Genomic DNA, 17,479 nt, shown 5'->3' on the forward strand with positions numbered 1-17,479 from the left:
GCTAACACGACCCGCGGGCCGGTGAGAGGTGTGGATCAGAAGCGGCAGAAGCGGATGTCCGAAGCCAGAATCGCTTTGGCGCCGATCGCCGAAATCTCGTCCATGATGGCGTTGACGTCACGCCGCGGCACGAGCGCGCGCACCGCAACCCACGCGGGATCGGCGAGGGGGGCGATCGTCGGCGATTCGAGCCCCGGGGTGACCTCGGTGGCCTGTTCCAGCACCGAACGGGGGCAGTCGTAATCCAGCATCAGGTACTGCTGGCCGAAAACCACGCCCTGCACCCGAGCCGCCAACTGTTCTCGCGCTGCAGCCTTTTCGCCGTCGGACCGGCCGCTGTCGTCGCGCTCGATCAGCACCGCCTCAGAATCACACAGCGGCTCACCGAAGGCTGCCAGTCGGTGCAGGCCCAGGGTGCGCCCGGACCCGACGACATCGGCGATCGCATCCGCCACCCCGAGTTGCACCGAGATCTCCACCGCTCCGTCGAGGCGAATCACCGTCGCCTCGATTCCCCTGGCGGCTAGATCTTTTCGAACCAGATTGGGAAACGCGGTGGCGATGCGTTTGCCGTGCAGGTCCTCGACCCGCCAGCTGCGGTCGGCAGGTGCGGCGTAGCGGAACGTCGAACTGCCGAAGCCCAACGCCAGCCGCTCCCGCACGGGCGCATCGGACTCTCGGGCCAGATCACGGCCGGTGATCCCGAAATCCAGTTGCCCGGAGCCGACGTAGATGGCGATGTCTTTCGGACGCAGGAAGAAGAACTCGACCTGATTGACCGGGTCGACGACGGTCAGATCCTTCGAGTCGGTGCGACGGCGGTATCCAGCCTCCGACAGGATCTCGGCAGCGGGCTCGCTCAGCGTTCCCTTGTTGGGCACGGCAACGCGCAGCATGTCGCGCGTCGAACCGTCGACCGCAGGAGCCTTCATCACAGCTTTCCGTACACGTCGTCGAGCGAGAGCCCGCGCGAGAGCATCAGCACCTGGGTCCAGTACAACAACTGACTGATCTCCTCGGCCAGAGCGTCGTCGCTCTCGTGTTCGGCGGCCAACCACACCTCGCCGGCTTCTTCGAGGATCTTCTTGCCGATGCCGTGCACACCGCCGTCGAGTGCGGCGACGGTGCCGCTGCCTGCCGGCCGGGTGCGGGCTCGTTCGCTCAGTTCGGCGAACAGCGCATCGAAGGTCTTCACGTTTGGCGATTCTGTCACGTCAGGCCTGCACCGCGTTGATCGGCCGGGCCGCGACGACACAGCGCCACTCGTATCAGCGGGAGGCCGTCTTGTGCTCGCGCAGGATGTCACCGTGCATGTCCTCCAGCGAGACTCCCTTGGTCTCCATCACCCATCGCCACACGAACAGACCCGACAGCACGGCACACAGCCCGTAGAAACCGTAAGCCAGGCCGAGGTGGTCACGCAGGCCCGGGAATGTGACCGTGATCAGCCAGTTGGCCGCCCACTGACCGGCGGCGGCCAGGCCGAGCGCGGCCGCGCGGATCCGGTTGGGGAACATTTCGCCCAGCAGCACCCACACCACCGGACCCCACGACATGCCGAATGCGACGACAAACAGATTGGCAGCGATGAGCGCGATCACGCCGGAGGCACCCGGCAGGCTCGGGGTGCCGTCGGCGTTGACCGTGGCGTTGGCGAAGATCACCGCCATCGTGATCAACGTGACGGCCATACCCGACGAGCCGATGAGCAGCAACGGTTTGCGCCCGATCTTGTCGATCAGGGCAATGGCGATCAGGGTGGTCAGGACATTGATGACCGAGGTGATCACCGTGTAGATCGCCGATTCATCGGCGCTGAACCCCACCGCCTGCCACAGCACATTGCTGTAGTAGAAGATCACGTTGATCCCGACGAACTGCTGGAAGATCGACAGGCCCAGGCCGACCCACACGATGCCGTAGATGCCGCCGGTGGGCTTGCGCAGGTCCCGCCAGGACGGCTTGTCCTCGCGTTCCAGCGTCTCCTTGATCCGGGTGATGGTGATTTCCAGGTTCTTCTGCCCGAGCAGCATGCTCAGCACCCGGCGGGCTTCTGGGATCTTATGGCTGGCAACGAGATAGCGCGGCGACTCGGGGATGGTGAAGGCCAGCATGCCGTACAGCACCGCGGGCACCGCCATGGCCAAGAACATCCAGCGCCAGGCGTCCATGCCCAGCCACAGCGGCTCGTTCGCGCCGCCGGCCAACCACTGCAGTACCCAGTTGACCGCGAAGGACAGAAAGATTCCGCTGACGATGGCCAGTTGCTGCAGCGACCCCAGCCGGCCGCGGATGCCCGGCGGTGAGGTCTCGGCGATGTATGCGGGCGCGATCACCGATGCGACCCCCACCCCGACGCCGCCGACGATCCGGAACAGCACCACGGTCCACACTTCGTGAGCGAACCCGGTGCCGAACGCGCTGATCAGGAACAGCACCGCAGCGATCTTCATCACGGCAATGCGGCCGATCTTGTCGGCGATGCGCCCGGCCGTCATCGCGCCGACCGCCGCCCCCAACAAGGCAGAGGCCACGGCAAAGCCGAGCTCGGCGTTACCGATCCCGAAGTCCTCCTGGATGGAGTCCACGGCACCGTTGATGACCGCGCTGTCGTAGCCGAACAGCAGACCCCCGAGGGCGGCTACCGACGCGATCCGAACCGCGGTCTTACCGGACGAGAAGTCCTGGTCTTCGTCAAAGATCTCCGGGCCCTCCCCGACTGGACCACCCTGACCGGCCATGTCACGACCTTTCCGCCCCGTTGCGTGATGAGAATCACATTCAAGCACCAACCACTTCCGGCCGGAGCTATTCCCACCCGCGAAGCTCACTACTCGTCTTCGACGGTGACAAGGGCGACAAACCCCGGCGCACGCCTGGCGCCCGGGGTGACCCGATCAGGGTTCTCAGGCGGTGCGGTCGCGCAGCTCGCGATCGATCTCGCCGTAGATGCGGCGCAGATCGGCGACGTCCAGATCGGCCAGCGACTCGACGTGGCGCCTGCGCAGCCCACCCGGCACCGGCACATCGTTGGGGACGACGAGGACCGCGCAGCCCGCCCGCTCCGCGGCGGCGGTTCCGGTCACCGAGTCCTCAACGGCCAGGCAGTCCGCAGGGTCGAGCCCCAGTAGCTCCGCCGCACGCAGATAGGGATCGGGCGCCGGTTTGCCGTTGGGCACCTCATCGCCGCAGACCGTAAACGAAAAGTAGTGGCGGCCAATGGTATTGAGCGCACGATCAGCGAGTTCGCGTTTCGTGTTCGTCACCAGAGCGGTGGGAGTACGTTCCGCGGCAAGAGCTTCCAGCATTTCGCGGGCTCCGGCACACCACGGCAGACCTTCGTCGAAGAGCTCGGCGGTGTGATCGTGCAGCCAGCGGATGGACTCGGCCATCGCTCCCGGATCGAGCTCCAGACCCAGCTCCGAGTAGACGGTCACCATGGTCTCCTCGGCCGAGGCGCCCACCAGGGCTGTCCGGGTCTCGCTACTCATCGCTCCGCCGAAACTCTCATACAGCGCGGAAAGTGACACATCCCACAGCTTTTCGGAGTCGACGAGCGTACCGTCCATGTCCCACAGCACCGCTCGCACGCAGCCCATTCTGTCACGAGCTCGCGACATGACGCTAATCGGACCACGTGCGAACGGCGCTGGTGAGGGACCTTGGGCCGACCGGGTCTGCCGTCAGTCCTCAGGGTTGCCCTCAGTCCTCAGGGTTGCCCTCAGTCCTCAGGGTTGCCCTCAGTCCTCAGGGTTGTAGCCGAGGTTCGGAGCGAGCCACCGCTCGGCCTCCTTGAGAGTCCAACCCTTGCGCTTGGCGTAGTCGGCGACCTGATCCTGTGCCAGCCGACCGACCACGAAGTACTGCGACTGCGGATGCGAGAAGTACCAACCGCTGACGGCAGCACCGGGCCACATCGCCATGGACTCCGTCAGCTCGATGCCGGTGCGTTTCTGCACGTCCAACAATTCGAACAGCGTGGTCTTCTCGGTGTGCTCGGGGCAGGCCGGATACCCGGGCGCCGGGCGGATTCCCACGTACTTCTCGCCGATGAGTGCTTCGTTGTCCAGCTGTTCGTCGGGCTGGTATCCCCAGAACTCGGTTCGGACCCGCTCGTGCATCCGCTCGGCGAAAGCCTCGGCCAGCCGATCGGCAAGCGACTCCAGCAGGATCGCGTTGTAGTCGTCGTGGGCCGCCTTGAACTCGGCGATCTTGTCCGCGCTGCCCAACCCGGCGGTGACGGCGAACCCCCCGATGAAGTCGGGAATCCCGGACTCCTTGGGCGCGACGAAGTCCCCCAGCGACCGGTTCGGGATGCCGGGCCGGTGCTCACCCTGCTGGCGCAGGTTGTGCAATGTGGTGAGCACCTCGCTGCGGGTCTCGTCGGTGTAGACCTCGACGTCGTCACCGACGGCGTTGGCGCAGAAAAACCCGATCACGCCGTTGGCCGTCAGCCACTTCTCCTTGATGAGTGTGTCGAGCATTTCCTGGGCGTCGTCATAGAGCTTGCGGGCGGTCTCCCCCGATGCCGGGTTGTTCAGGATGTCGGGGAATCGGCCCTTCATCTCCCAGGCGTTGAAAAACGGTTGCCAGTCGATGTATTCGCGCAGTTCTGCCAGGTCGTAATCACGAAAATCCCGGACCCCCAGACCCTGGGCGGGCACCGGGGGCCGATACCCGTCCCACTCGATCGGCGTCCGGTTCGCGCGGGCCTTCTCCAGCGTCAGCATAGGACGTTCGTTCTTCTGGGCGTGCCGTTCCCGCAGCGACGCATAGTCGGCCTCGGTAGCCTCCAGCAGCGCAGGCCGCTGCCTGTCGTCCAGTAGTGCCGCCGCGACAGGCACCGAGCGGGACGCGTCCTTGACCCAGACCACCGGACCCGAGCGGCGCGGCGCCACCTTGACCGCCGTATGGGCGCGCGAGGTGGTCGCGCCGCCGATCAGCAGCGGAATCTGCAAGCCCTCGCGTTCCATCTCGACGGCGAAATTGACCATCTCGTCCAGGGACGGGGTGATCAGACCGGACAACCCGATGATGTCGGCGTCGTGTTCTTTTGCCGCGTCCAGGATCTTGGCCGCCGGCACCATCACTCCGAGGTCGATCACCTCGAAGTTGTTGCACTGCAAGACGACCCCCACGATGTTCTTGCCGATATCGTGAACGTCGCCCTTGACGGTCGCCATGATGATGGTGCCGTTGGTGTCCTTGGCTTTGGACGCGCCAGGGGTGTCGGCGTTCTGTTCTTTCTCCGCCTCGATGAAGGGGAGCAGATACGCCACCGCCTTCTTCATCACCCGCGCCGATTTCACCACCTGGGGCAGGAACATCTTCCCGGAGCCGAACAGATCGCCGACGACGTTCATCCCGTCCATGAGCGGGCCCTCGATCACCTCGATCGGCCGCCCGCCGGCGGCATCGATCTCGGCACGCAACTCCTCGGTGTCGTCATCGACGTGCGCGTCGATGCCCTTGACCAGGGCGTGGGTGATCCGTTCCCGGACCGGCAGGCTGCGCCATTCGGCCGCCGCGGCATCATCGTTTCCGGTATCGCCCTTGCTGTTGAACCGCTCCGCGATCTCCAGCAGTCGTTCCGCCGCGTCCTCGCGACGGTTGAGCACGACGTCCTCGATCCGGTCTCGCAGCTCGGGGTCGATCGAGTCGTAGGGCACCAGTGCGCCGGCGTTGACGATGCCCATGTCCAGACCGGCCTTGATGGCGTGGAACAGGAACACCGCGTGGATCGCCTCGCGGACCGGGTTGTTGCCGCGGAACGAGAACGACACGTTGGAGATTCCGCCGGAGATGTGCACCCCGGGCAGGTTCTCCTTGATCCACGCGCAGGCTTCGATGAAATCGATCCCGTACGTCGCATGCTCTTCTATCCCGGTAGCCAGCGCGAAGCAGTTCGGGTCGAAGATGATGTCCTCGGCCGGGAAACCGACCTGTTCGGTCAGGATCCGGTAGGCACGCCCGCAGATCTCCTTGCGCCGTTCCAGGTTGTCGGCCTGTCCTTGCTCGTCGAAGGCCATCACCACGACGGCGGCGCCGTACTTGCGGCACAGCTGAGCCTCACGGACGAACTTCTCCTCGCCCTCCTTGAGCGAGATCGAGTTGACGATCGGCTTGCCCTGCACGTTCTTCAGGCCCGCTTCGATGACGTCCCATTTGGAGGAGTCGATCATCACCGGGACGCGACTGATGTCGGGTTCGGCCGCGATCAGCTTGGTGAAGCGGTCCATCGCGCCGATGCCGTCGATCATGCCCTCGTCCATGTTGATGTCGATGACCTGCGCACCGACCTCCACCTGCTGCAGCGCCACCGACAACGCGGTGTCGTAGTCCTCGGCTTTGATCAGGTTGCGGAACCGGGCGGAGCCGGTGATGTTGGTGCGCTCGCCGATGTTGACGAACAGGGAGTCGGAGGTGATGTTGAGCGGTTCCAGGCCCGACAAGCGGGTGGCCACCTCGATCTGCGGCAGCTCGCGCGGCGATTTGCCCTCGACCACCTTGGCGATCTCGGCGATATGCGGCGGAGCCGTTCCGCAGCAGCCCCCGACCAGGTTGACCAGGCCGGCCTCGGCGAACTCGGCGATGTAGCTCGCCTGGCGCTCAGGCGACTCGTCGTACTCGCCGAAGGCGTTGGGTAGTCCGGCGTTGGGATAGCAGGAGACGTAGGTGTCGGCGATCCGCGCCATCTCGGCGATGTAGGGCCTCATCTCCGGCGCGCCCAAAGCGCAGTTCAGCCCGACCGCGAGCGGCTTGGCATGCCGGATCGCGTTCCAGAACGCCTCGGTGACCTGCCCCGACAGCGTCCGCCCGGACGCATCGGTGATGGTGCCCGAGATGATCACCGGCCACCGGCGTCCGCGTTCCTCGAACAACGTCTCGATGGCGAACACCGCTGCCTTGGCGTTCAGCGAATCGAAGATCGTCTCGACGATGATGAGATCGGAGCCGCCGTCGACCAGTCCGTTGGCGGCCTCCAGATACGCGGCGACCAGCTGGTCGTAAGAGACGTTGCGCGCACCCGGGTCGTTGACGTCGGGAGAGATCGACGCGGTCCGCGTCGTCGGGCCCAGCGCGCCGGCGACGTAGCGGGGCTTCTCCGGAGTGGTGAACTCGTCGCAGGCCGCCCTGGCCAGGGCCGCGCCGGCGTAGTTGAGCTCGTAGGCGAACTCGGCCATACCGTAGTCGGAAAGTGAGACCGCGTTCGCGTTGAAGGTGTTGGTCTCCAGAATGTCGGCGCCGGACTCAAGGTACTCGCGGTGGATCCCCTCGATGATCTGCGGCTGTGTGAGGTTGAGCAGATCGTTGTTGCCCACCAGATCACTCGGCCAGTCCTTGAAGCGCTCACCGCGGTAGCCGGCCTCGTCCGGGCGGTCCCGCTGGATCGCCGTGCCCATCGCGCCGTCGATGACCATGATGCGCCGGCTCAGCGCACCTTTCAGCTCGTCGGTGCAGTCAGGGCGGATGTTCGGCTCAAACGTGCGCTCACCAGGACTGATCGGTGCAGGGGCCTTCTGTTCAGAGGCGTTCACGTGCATTCCTTCCTCAGCGGAAGGCGTCCTTGACTCTGCCGAGCGTGGCGGATACCGGGGGACTCAGACCACCCCGGAGACCGTTGCAACGCCTCTCGACCAGAAAAGTCTACGTCGTCACCCGATCGACGTCTGGACGCCCGTCTTGTCGCTGCGATCGACCCTGACCCGCATCTTGCCGGCAATGTCGTCGTCACCACGGTTAACCAGATTGCCGCCGTGCGTATTTCGTCCCGCGCGCGGCGAACGGCGGCAGCTGGGTTCCCATCGCGCCGCTCGCGACCATGGCCCGCGTCAACGGTGGGTCGGACACGTCGCTGCCGTTATCACGGTGGTGTGCGCCATTCACACAGCCAGGGTAAGTCGGGTGCACAAACTCGGTGGCGGGTCGATGCCCGCCATCGAGTCCAGGCAGGGCTTACGCTGGCCTGGTGACCCCCTCGGATTTCAGCGGTCCGAAGCGATCCGACCTGCCCGATCTGCACGACACGATCGTCGTCGCGGCGTTCGAGGGCTGGAATGACGCCGGCGACGCGGCCAGCGATGCGCTCGAGCACCTGGATGCGATCTGGGAGGCGGAGACCATCGTCGACATCGACGACGAGGCCTATTACGACTACCAGGTGAACCGGCCGGTGATCCGCCAGATCGACGGGGTCACCCGCGAGCTGGTGTGGCCCTCGATGCGGATCTCGCACTGTCGCCCGCCGGGCAGCGACCGCGACATCGTGTTGATGCACGGTGTAGAGCCGAACATGCGCTGGCGTACCTTTTGCGCGGAATTGTTGGCCATCGCCGAGAAGCTCAATGTGCAGACCGTGGTGATCCTCGGCGCGTTGCTGGCCGACACCCCGCACACCCGGCCCGTCCCGGTGTCGGGCGCGGCCTACTCCGCCGACTCGGCCAAGACGTTCGGCCTGGAAGAGACCCGCTACGAGGGGCCGACCGGCATCGCCGGAGTGTTCCAGGACGCGTGTGTCCAGGCCGGAATCCCGGCGGTGACGTTCTGGGCCGCCGTGCCGCACTATGTGTCGCAGCCGCCGAACCCGAAGGCCACGGTGGCCCTGCTACGCCGCGTCGAGGATGTACTCGACGTCGAGGTGCCGCTGGCCGATCTGCCCGCTCAAGCCGAGGAGTGGGAGCAGGCGGTCACCGAGATGACCTCTGAGGACGACGAGATCGCCGAGTACGTGCAGTCGCTGGAGGAGCGTGGCGACGCCGAGGTCGACATGACCGACGCCCTGGGCAAGATCGACGGTGACGCGCTGGCCGCGGAGTTCGAGCGATATCTGCGCAGGCGAGGACCCGGCTACCGCGGCTAGTGCGCCTCCCCATCTGCGCGAGCGTGCGTGTCTGCGGCGGACACGCCGGCGTAAACAGGAAGTCCACGCACGCTCGCGGCGCAGCGGCCGCACCGATGTTGACGACGGTTGGTGCGCACCGCGGCCGTGCCCAGCCTGAACGAGCCTGTCCAACCACCCGCTCGAGACCGTCCAACCCCGCGCGAGCGTGCATGATGTTGGGTTTCTGCACGGCGTGTCGGCCGCAGACACGCTCGCTCGCGACTGAAGTGGAGGGGGTTCCGCGGGTGTCTAGACGCGCTCGGGCTGTGGAGACTTCCAGGTGCCGTTGAGCGCGTCCGGCTTAGGCCAGTACAACCGGAGGACCATCGCGAAGGGACCCTCGGGCGCCGGCAGCCAGTTGGACTCCTTGTCGATGCCGGGAGATTCGTTCTGAACGTAGAACGTGTATCCGCCGTCAGGGTCCGGCACCAAGCTGGGCAGCATCGGCGAATTGATCAGGTAGCGATTGATCGGGTTCTCCACCAACAGGCTGGCGGGTAGCTCGTACATGGTCAACGACCAGAACGCATTGACCGGCGGCAGCTGCCCGGGCGGGAAGCGGAAGACGTAGCGGTTGGCGCCGGTGAGCGGCTGACCGGCCGCGTCGTTGGTGAAGTTCGGATAGATGGCTTCGGCTGCGGTGTTTCCGTAGATCCCCAGCGCCGCGCCCGCCATCCGGAACAGGTAGTTGTCCCCGAGTTCCTGCCTGCTGCCGAACAGCTGCGCCGAGGTCACCTTCCCGGTGTCGATCTCGTCCTTCTTGAACGCCTCGAATTCGGCGTTGCCGTCGGCCATCCCCGCCTCGATCGCCTCACGCATCTGCGGGCTCAGCGCATCGACGTCGAAATCACCGTCGGGACCGACGCCGATCCGGGCGAATCGCTCCCGAAGCTGCGTCTCCTCGGGTAACACCGGGGCAAACCGCAGGACGAAGTTGAGGATCTCGAAGAACTGCGGCGACGTGCGCTGCTGTTCCGGAGTGAGCGGCGGGACGAAATCGATCGCGGGAGCCGGCGCGGGCGACGGCTGGTTGAGATACACCGACAGCGGTGCGACCTGGTAGCCCGCCTGGATCCTGCGGACCTCCTCGATGTCGGACGGACCGAACAACTGGGTGCGGTAGAGCACCAGGGCCAGGTCGGTGTCCGAACGGATCACCTCATCGACACCCTCGGGTTTGTCGCCCTGCCAGCCTGGTCCCGCCAGCAGATACCTGCCGCCACCGTTGCCGGTCGTACGGCTGCCGACGTAGGCAAAGTTGTAGGTGTAGCCGTCGACGAACTGCAGCGAATAGTAGCGGTCCTGCTGGATCGGCGGCACCGTGAGCACCAGCGGTTCGGTACGAAGATCGGCACCGACCGTCGAATACGGCGTGTCAGAATTCGGCGTCTGGATCGTGGTGTCCGCCGGGGTGAACACCCGAGCGGAGTTGTGCACCTCGTTCCAGCCGCCTTTGTACTGAGGATTCTGCTTGTCGACGAAGTACGTGTACTGCACGCGGTAGTTGTCGACCAACGGGAAGCCGTAGATGTAGGCCTCCTTGGCGACGGCGCGAGCCTCCTCGGGGGTGACCACGGCGGCGGTGTCCGGCGCCGCTGAGGTCGACGTGTCCACCGGCGCGGGCCCACCGTTGCTGCAGCCTGCGCACAACGACAGCGCCGTGGCTGCGGCCACTAAGCGACGCAACGACCGCATCAGTGGTCCCCGACTCTCTGTCCGGACGTCGATTGCCTGTTCGGCCTTATGGCCGACTCCATGGCCGAATTCATGGCCGAAACCTACTCCACGAAGACCGCATTACCGCGGAACGTGGGAGTGTGCGTCGATCCCGGAGCCACACTCGCGACGACCGTGCGAAAAGTTCGGCATTCTGTCGGCGTGTCGCCCGCAGACACGCACGCTCGCGCTGGGGGGGCCTGCGCTGAGGGGGCCTGCGCCGAGGAGGGGTGGGGCCCGGGTGGAGGGGCTAGAGCCGGATGCCCAGAAGGGCATCGACGGCCGTGGCGACCGTCGCCCCGGCGGTCTCGTCGTGACCGCCGTAGGACAACGCGTCGGTGGCCCAACCGTCCAGCGCGGCAAGCGCCATGGGCGTGTCGAGGTCGTCGGCGAGGTAGCGCCGCACCCGGGCCACGACATCGCCGGCATGGGGTGCCCCGGCAAGCGAAGTCGCGCTGCGCCACCGGTGCAACCGCGCCAGCGCTTCGTCGAGCACCTCCGCGCTCCAGAAACGGTCCTGCCGATAGTGCCCGGCGAACAGCCCGAGCCGGATCACCGCCGGATCGACCCCGTCGCGGCGCAGCTGAGACACCAGGACCAGGTTTCCGCGGCTCTTCGACATCTTGTGGCCGTCCCAGCCGATCATGCCCGAGTGGACGTAATGGCGGGCGAATCGCCGCTCACCGGAAACACATTCGGCGTGTGCCGCCGAAAACTCGTGGTGCGGGAAGATCAGGTCGCTGCCGCCGCCCTGGATGTCCAGTCCGGTCCCGATGCGGCTGAGCGCGATCGCGGCGCATTCGACATGCCACCCGGGACGCCCCGGACCGAACGGCGACGGCCAGCTCGGCTCCCCCGACCGTTCGGCGCGCCACAACAGGGCGTCCAACGGATCACTCTTGCCGGGCCGGTCGGGGTCGCCGCCGCGTTCGCCGAACAGCGCGAGCATGGTGTCGCGGTCATAGCCCGACTCGTAACCGCACTGCACCGTCGCGTCGGCACGGAAGTACACGTCCGGGAACTGGGCGTCGTCGACGACGTAGGCCGCACCGGAGGCCAGCATCTTCTCCACCAGCTCGATGACCTCGGCGATGGCTTCGGTGGCGGCCACGTAGTCGCGCGGCGGCAGCACCCGCAGGGCGGCCATGTCCTCGCGGAACAGGTCGGTCTCACGGTTTCCGAGTTCGCGCCAGCCGATGCCGTCACGGTGCGCGCGCTCGAACAGCGGGTCGTCGACATCGGTGACGTTCTGCACGTAGTGCACGTCATGGCCGGCATCCAGCCACTGTCGGTGCACCAGGTCGAACGTCAGATAGGTGGCCGCATGACCGAGATGGGTGGCGTCGTAGGGCGTGATGCCACACACGTACATGGTGGCGGTGGCCCCGGCCGACACCGGCCGCACCTGGCGATCTGCACTGTCGTAGAGCCGCAACTGCGGACCCCGCCCAGGCACCGCCGGCACGTTCGGCGCGGACCACGACTGCATAGCCTCGACTCTAGACATCGACGTGTGCGACAACTTCGACGGCCGTTTCATTCCCGCTCGCAGCCGGTTCGGCCGGTGCTAACGGTATGCGGACCAGATGCCCTCCAACAGCACCCCGGCGAACTCGGGCCGGCACATCAGCAGATCCGGCAGATAAGGGTCCCGGCGGTTGTAGATCAATGGGGAGCCGTCGATGCGGGACGCATGCATCCCGGCGGCCCACAGCACCCCTGCCGGCGCCGCCGAATCCCACTCCCACTGGCCGCCGGCGTGCAGATAGGCATCGACGTCACCGCGCACCACCGCCATCGCCTTGGCACCCGCAGAGCCGATCCGGACCAGCTCGATGTCGAGATGCTCGCGCAACCGCCACAGCACCGCCGGGGGCCGGTTGGAGCTGGCGGTCACCCGGATCGGCCCGTCGGCGCGGGACGGCGGCGCGGTGACGGTGTCGGTGCGGTAGACCTCGCCGCGGGCGGGTAACGCGACAGCGGCGTCGGTGATCGTCGGGGCCGCACCGCCGGGCGCACGTTGCCACAGCGCGATGTGCACCGCCCAGTCCGCCCGGCCCGGCATCGAGTACTCATGGGTGCCGTCGACGGGGTCGACGATCCAGACTCGGTCGGCGTCCACCCGCGAACCGTCGTCGACGGCCTCCTCGGACAGCACTGCGTCGTGCGGACGTTCACGGTGCAACCGATCCAGGATCAGGGTGTTCGCGCGTTTGTCACCGGCGTCGCCGAGGGAGTAAGGATCGTAGAAATCGGCGTGCCCGAGCTGCCGGCGCATCGCGAGCAGCAGCTCACCAGCCTCCTCGGCCACCGCGGCGGCCAGTGCTGCATCGCTGAGGGTCACTCGGCAAGTAGATCACGTCAGAATGCCGGCCACGGGATCGGCCGATGCCGGTCCGGCGTCGGCATCACCGGATTGCGCAGCAGGCCAACCACTCTGGCCCGCAGCGCGGCCACCTCGCGGGGCGTGATGAGCCCGCACAGTTCGGCCCCCAGGTCGGCGTCCAGCGCGTCGCCGAGCTTCGCGACGTCGGCCAGGGTGTCGTCGTCGACCGGTTTACCCGCCCAACCCCACAGCACCGTGCGCAACTTGTCCTCGACGTGCAGGGTCACACCGTGATCAACCCCGTACACGCCGCCGTCGACCGCCTGCAGCACATGCCCGCCTTTACGGTCGGCGTTGTTGATCAGGACGTCGAGCACCGCGATGCGGCGCAGGCGGTCGTCGTCGGCGTGCACCAACGTGACCTCGTTGCCCGCGTAATCGTAGGCCTGCAGCACCGGCAGGAAGCCGGGCGGAACGCGGCCGACGGGCAGCAGATCGATCAGGTCGGGGCCGGCAGCGGCCTCGGTGGCATCGTCGTCCCCTGGCTGGTCGACCCAGCGCTGCACCATGCCCGGACCGGCCGGACCGTCCCGAACAATGGTGTAGGGCACCACATCCCAGCCCAACCCGGCCGACACCAGATACGAGGCGAGCTCACGTCCGGCGAGGGTCCCGTCCGGGAAGTCCCACAGCGGAGCCTCTCCGCGCACCGGTTTGTAGACGCAGTGCTGCACGGTCTCACCCAGCGTCGCCTCACACAGAAAGGTGGCGTTGCTCGCCGACCGGATCCGCCCGATCACGGTCAGGTCGCCGCGCTGGAGGACCTCAGATCTCGTCATCGTCGGACCCGGAGAACGCGCCGCGCCGGTAACCGTTGGTCCGGACGCAGATATGGCCCTCGGGGTCGAGCGGCTCGTCACACAGCGGGCAGGGCGGCCGGCCGGCCGAGATGACCCGGTTGGACCGGGCCGCGAACTGACGTGCCGATTCGGGCGTCAGGAACACCCGCACCGCATCGGGGCCCTCCTCGGCGTCGTCGAGCACCACCGAGGCATCGAATTCGGTCTCCGACACCGCCAGCAACTCCACCACCACGGTCTGAGCCTCCGAATCCCAGCCCAGGCCCATGGTGCCGACCCGGAACTCGGCGTCGACCGGGGTGACCAGCGGACTGAGATCGTCCACGTCTCCGGTTTCGGGCGGGATCGGGGTGCCGAAGCGCCGGTTGATCTCCAACAGCAGTGCGGCGATCCGCTCGGCCAGCACGGCCACCTGCTGCTTCTCCAACACCACCGAGACGACCCGTTTGTCGTGGACGGCCTGCAGATAAAACGTCCGATTTCCCGGTTGGCCGACCGTCCCGGCCACGAAGCGGTCGGGTGTACGGAAGACGTGGATTTCGCGGGACATGGCAGCTTCCAAAATACCGTCAACGCACCCGGTGGCGTCAGCCGGTCGAACCGCCGACGACCGCGTCGCCGCCGGGGACATCGCCCGACTCGGCATTCGGGGCGGGCGGCGGGGCCGACAGCGCGGCATTGAGGGCCACACCGGTGTGGTTGACGTGGATGACGAAGGGACGAAGCGGGGTGTAGCGGACGACCGACACCGAGGCCGGGTCGGCGTTGATGCGTTGGAAACTGTCCAGGTGCGTGCCGAGCGCATCAGCCAGGACGGATTTGATGACGTCGCCGTGGGTGCATGCGATCCACAGCGTGTCCGCGCCGTGCTCGTCGGCGAGTCGTCGGTCGTGCTCGCGCACCGCGGCGACGGCGCGTGCCTGCACCGCGGCCAGGCCCTCCCCCTCGGGGAACACCGCTGCGCTGGGTTGCTGCTGGACCACCGCCCACAACGGCTCCTTGACCAGCTCGCCGAGCGCACGGCCGGTCCAGGCCCCGTAGTCGACCTCGGTGATCCGGTCATCGACGACGGGCTCTACGCCCAGCGCGGCGGCCAGCGGTGCCACGGTGCGTTCGCACCGCAGCAGCGGCGACCGCACGATTGCCCGGACCGGCAGCTCGCCGAGGCGGTCGACCAGAGCCGCGGCCTGCTCGCGGCCCCGGTCGTCGAGATCGACACCGTCGGATCGGCCCGCCAGCGTGTGGGCGGTGTTCGACGTCGAGCGGCCGTGCCGCACCAACAGAACGGTCATGAACCCGCTCCCTTTCGCCTTCGGCCGTGCGGTACCCCCCGGTCGGTCACGATGCTGCCACCACTCCGGTCGACAGCAGAATCAGCACCACGATGCCCAGCACTATCCGGTAACCGACGAACCAGTACATGCTGTGGCGCACCAGGAACCGCAGGAACCAGGCGACCGCGGCGTAACCGACCACGAAGGCGATGACCGTGGAGACCAACAGCTGGGCGCCGCTGGCGCTCATGCCCTCGCCGACCGGATTGAACGCATCGGGCAAGGAGAACAGCCCGGAGGCGAAGACCGCCGGGATCGCGAGCAGGAAGCCGAACCGCGCAGCGAGCTCGCGTTCCATCCCCAGGAACAAGCCGGCGCTGATCGTCGCACCGGAACGCGAGACGCCCGGCACCAGCGCCAGGCACTGCGCGAGACCGACGATGATGCTGTCCTTCCAGGTGAGCTGTTCAACCCGTCTGCGCTGTCGCCCGAAATACTCCGCCGCGGCGATGACGAACGAGAACACGATCAATGCCGAGGCCACCAGCCAGAGATTGCGTGCGCCCGTGCGGATCTCGTCCTTGAACAGCAGTCCCATCACACTGATCGGGATGGTGCCGATGATCACCCACCACCCCAGCCAGTAGTCGGCGTTGCGTCGGCCGGACCGGAACAGCCCGGCGAACCAGGCCTGCACGATCCGCACGATGTCACGCGCGAAATACACCAGGACCGCGACCTCGGTGCCGAGCTGACTCACGGCGGTGAACGACGCACCGGCATCGCCGTCGAAGAACACTTTGGATGCGATCGCCAGGTGGCCCGACGAGGACACCGGCAGGAATTCGGTCAACCCCTGCAGCACCGAGAGAACGACGACCTGCAACCACGACATCTCAGGCAGCCCGGTCACGACGAAGACCGTACCGCGAGAGGGCCCGGGCGGCGGTTAGCGCCCGCTGCGGGAAACCGGCTGGGCGTCGGCGACCGCATCGCGCACGGCGGCGGTCACGCTGCGCTCATCGGAGATGTCGATATCGGTGAGGCTGCGGGTGGCCGTGGCCACCACATCTTCGGCCTGCGGCACCGGACCGCGCAGCCGCGGCCGGTAGACCTCCACGTGCAACGCCTGGCGCTCCACATGGAAGGAGAAGCTCCGGCCGTCGCCGAGTTCGCCGAAACCGCTGGCATGCACCCCGGTGGTGATGTCCTCCATGGTGAAGCCTCGACCTGCGACTTCGCTGTCAGCCGTGAGGGTCATGGTATGTACCATACCTCCGCCTCGAGCATCGGGCTGCCCAGACGCGGCCGGGCCACCGTGACGACGTTGCATACACTGGCTCTCCGATCGATTCCCGCCGAACTGGAAACCGAGAGCTACCCGTTGTCGCAGCACATAAACCCGCCGGCTCAGCTGGTCCGTGTCGGAGTCGCGGCGCTGGTGTTGACGCTGATCGCCGGGTGTTCGTCGAGTCCGGTGGACGCGCCGCCACCGACCATCGAAGCCGCGCGCGCCGCGGACTCCCCTCCGGCCGCCACACCGCCGGACGGCATGGTGTGGCCTCTCGGCGGCGACGCCCAGGCAGCGGTGTACGACACGGCGACGCAGTCGCTGCTGGTGCTCGCTCCCTCGGCTGCGGGCGCGGCGCTCACCGTGGTCGGGGCAGCCGGGGCGCAGACACAGGTACCCCTCGCCGACCCCGTGACGGCGATGGCCGGCGACGGCGGCGGCGTGGCGTACCTGTCCACCCGAGGGGGTTACTACCGCTTCGACATCGCGTCCGGCAACCCGACCAAGGTGCTCGTCGAGAACCAGGACGAGGTGGATTTCACCGCGATCACCCGGCGCGCGGACGGCCGGCTGGTCCTCGGCAGCGCCGACGGCACGGTGTACACGCTGGCCACCGAGACCGAGGTAGGCGCCCAGCTGAAGATCTTCGCTCGCGTGGACAGCCTTGTCGCACAAGGTGACACCGTGGTCGTGCTGGACCGCGGTCAGACCTCGGTGACCAGCCTCAACGCCGAAGGCACCAAATCCGAACACGCGTTGCGCGCCGGCAAGGGCGCCACCACGATGGCCACCGACGGTGCGGGCCGGGTGCTCGTCACCGATACCCGTGGCGGCGAGCTGCTGGTGTACGGGGTCAACCCGCTCATCCTGCGCCAGCGCTACCCGGTGCCGGACGCTCCGTACGGCGTGGCGGGCTCCGCGGCACCCGACGGGCTGGCCTGGGTGGCACAGACGGCGACCAACACCGTGGTTGGTTACGATCTGGCGACCGGGACCCCCGTCGAGAAGGTGCGATACAGAACCGTGCAGCAACCGAACTCGCTGGCATACGACGACACGTCGGGCACCCTCTACGTGGTGTCCGGGGCCGGTGCGGGCGTGCAGGTGATCCCGGAGGCTGCCAGGTGAGGG

15 protein-coding genes are annotated in these 17,479 nt (G+C 67.0%); 2 read left to right on the forward strand and 13 right to left on the reverse strand.

Translation table 11 applies throughout. The features are described 5' to 3' along the window. Nucleotides 1–35 precede the first annotated feature (35 nt). The 5 genes from hisG to metH all read right to left on the reverse strand — a co-directional run bounded on the left by hisG (nt 36) and on the right by metH (nt 7,544). A complete protein-coding gene (gene hisG / locus ACNUDN_RS16300) occupies nt 36–896 on the reverse strand; it encodes an ATP phosphoribosyltransferase (protein ID WP_419125185.1) in 861 nt (286 codons plus the stop codon). A 35-nt stretch (nt 897–931) separates the two neighbouring features. Beyond that, a complete protein-coding gene (locus ACNUDN_RS16305) occupies nt 932–1,213 on the reverse strand; it encodes a phosphoribosyl-ATP diphosphatase (RefSeq protein WP_024445781.1) in 282 nt (93 codons plus the stop codon). A gap of 55 nt (nt 1,214–1,268) precedes the next feature. Beyond that, entirely contained in the window at nt 1,269–2,741 is a 1,473-nt protein-coding gene (locus ACNUDN_RS16310) for a sugar porter family MFS transporter (protein WP_419122921.1), read from the reverse strand. A gap of 165 nt (nt 2,742–2,906) precedes the next feature. Continuing rightward, nucleotides 2,907–3,590, reverse strand: coding sequence for an HAD family hydrolase (locus ACNUDN_RS16315; protein ID WP_419122922.1), 684 nt, complete (start codon nt 3,588–3,590; stop codon nt 2,907–2,909). Nucleotides 3,591–3,740: 150 nt separating this feature from the next. Further along, entirely contained in the window at nt 3,741–7,544 is a 3,804-nt protein-coding gene (gene metH / locus ACNUDN_RS16320) for a methionine synthase (protein ID WP_419122923.1), read from the reverse strand. A 425-nt stretch (nt 7,545–7,969) separates the two neighbouring features. On the opposite strand from metH, the gene ACNUDN_RS16325 reads away from it, so the two are divergent. Continuing rightward, nucleotides 7,970–8,860 (forward strand): PAC2 family protein, encoded by an 891-nt coding sequence (locus tag ACNUDN_RS16325; RefSeq protein WP_419122924.1) that lies wholly within the window; start codon nt 7,970–7,972, stop codon nt 8,858–8,860. Between the two features lie 270 nt (nt 8,861–9,130). On the opposite strand, the gene ACNUDN_RS16330 is transcribed toward ACNUDN_RS16325, so the two are convergent. The 8 genes from ACNUDN_RS16330 to ACNUDN_RS16365 all read right to left on the reverse strand — a co-directional run bounded on the left by ACNUDN_RS16330 (nt 9,131) and on the right by ACNUDN_RS16365 (nt 16,318). After that, nucleotides 9,131–10,576 (reverse strand): DUF1254 domain-containing protein, encoded by a 1,446-nt coding sequence (locus ACNUDN_RS16330; RefSeq protein WP_419122925.1) that lies wholly within the window; start codon nt 10,574–10,576, stop codon nt 9,131–9,133. A gap of 271 nt (nt 10,577–10,847) precedes the next feature. Beyond that, a complete protein-coding gene (mshC, locus tag ACNUDN_RS16335) occupies nt 10,848–12,086 on the reverse strand; it encodes a cysteine--1-D-myo-inosityl 2-amino-2-deoxy-alpha-D-glucopyranoside ligase (RefSeq protein WP_419122926.1) in 1,239 nt (412 codons plus the stop codon). Between the two features lie 78 nt (nt 12,087–12,164). Continuing rightward, nucleotides 12,165–12,941, reverse strand: a complete 777-nt coding sequence (locus ACNUDN_RS16340) for a 3'(2'),5'-bisphosphate nucleotidase CysQ (protein WP_419122927.1) — start codon at nt 12,939–12,941, stop codon at nt 12,165–12,167. Nucleotides 12,942–12,958: 17 nt separating this feature from the next. Beyond that, the gene (locus ACNUDN_RS16345; protein ID WP_419122928.1) at nt 12,959–13,762 is read right to left on the reverse strand and encodes an SCO1664 family protein; all 804 of its coding nucleotides are present in this window, start codon (nt 13,760–13,762) and stop codon (nt 12,959–12,961) included. Further along, complete coding sequence (locus ACNUDN_RS16350) at nt 13,749–14,333, reverse strand: DUF3090 domain-containing protein (protein WP_419122929.1); 585 nt, start codon at nt 14,331–14,333, stop codon at nt 13,749–13,751. The genes ACNUDN_RS16345 and ACNUDN_RS16350 overlap by 14 nt, the downstream gene beginning before the upstream one ends. A 37-nt stretch (nt 14,334–14,370) precedes the next feature. Further along, nucleotides 14,371–15,075 carry a histidine phosphatase family protein gene (locus ACNUDN_RS16355; protein WP_419122930.1) on the reverse strand — a complete coding sequence of 235 codons (705 nt, stop codon included), beginning with the start codon at nt 15,073–15,075 and terminating at the stop codon, nt 14,371–14,373. A 46-nt stretch (nt 15,076–15,121) separates the two neighbouring features. Continuing rightward, nucleotides 15,122–15,952, reverse strand: coding sequence for an undecaprenyl-diphosphate phosphatase (locus tag ACNUDN_RS16360; protein WP_419125186.1), 831 nt, complete (start codon nt 15,950–15,952; stop codon nt 15,122–15,124). A 54-nt stretch (nt 15,953–16,006) separates the two neighbouring features. Further along, nucleotides 16,007–16,318, reverse strand: coding sequence for a hypothetical protein (locus ACNUDN_RS16365; protein ID WP_419122931.1), 312 nt, complete (start codon nt 16,316–16,318; stop codon nt 16,007–16,009). A gap of 123 nt (nt 16,319–16,441) precedes the next feature. Between ACNUDN_RS16365 and ACNUDN_RS16370 the strand changes: the two genes are divergently transcribed. Continuing rightward, entirely contained in the window at nt 16,442–17,476 is a 1,035-nt protein-coding gene (locus ACNUDN_RS16370) for a YncE family protein (RefSeq protein ID WP_419125187.1), read from the forward strand. Nucleotides 17,477–17,479: the final 3 nt, after the last annotated feature.

The sequence above is a fragment of the Mycobacterium sp. smrl_JER01 genome, from assembly GCF_048513595.2.
In the GTDB taxonomy this organism is placed as follows: domain Bacteria; phylum Actinomycetota; class Actinomycetes; order Mycobacteriales; family Mycobacteriaceae; genus Mycobacterium.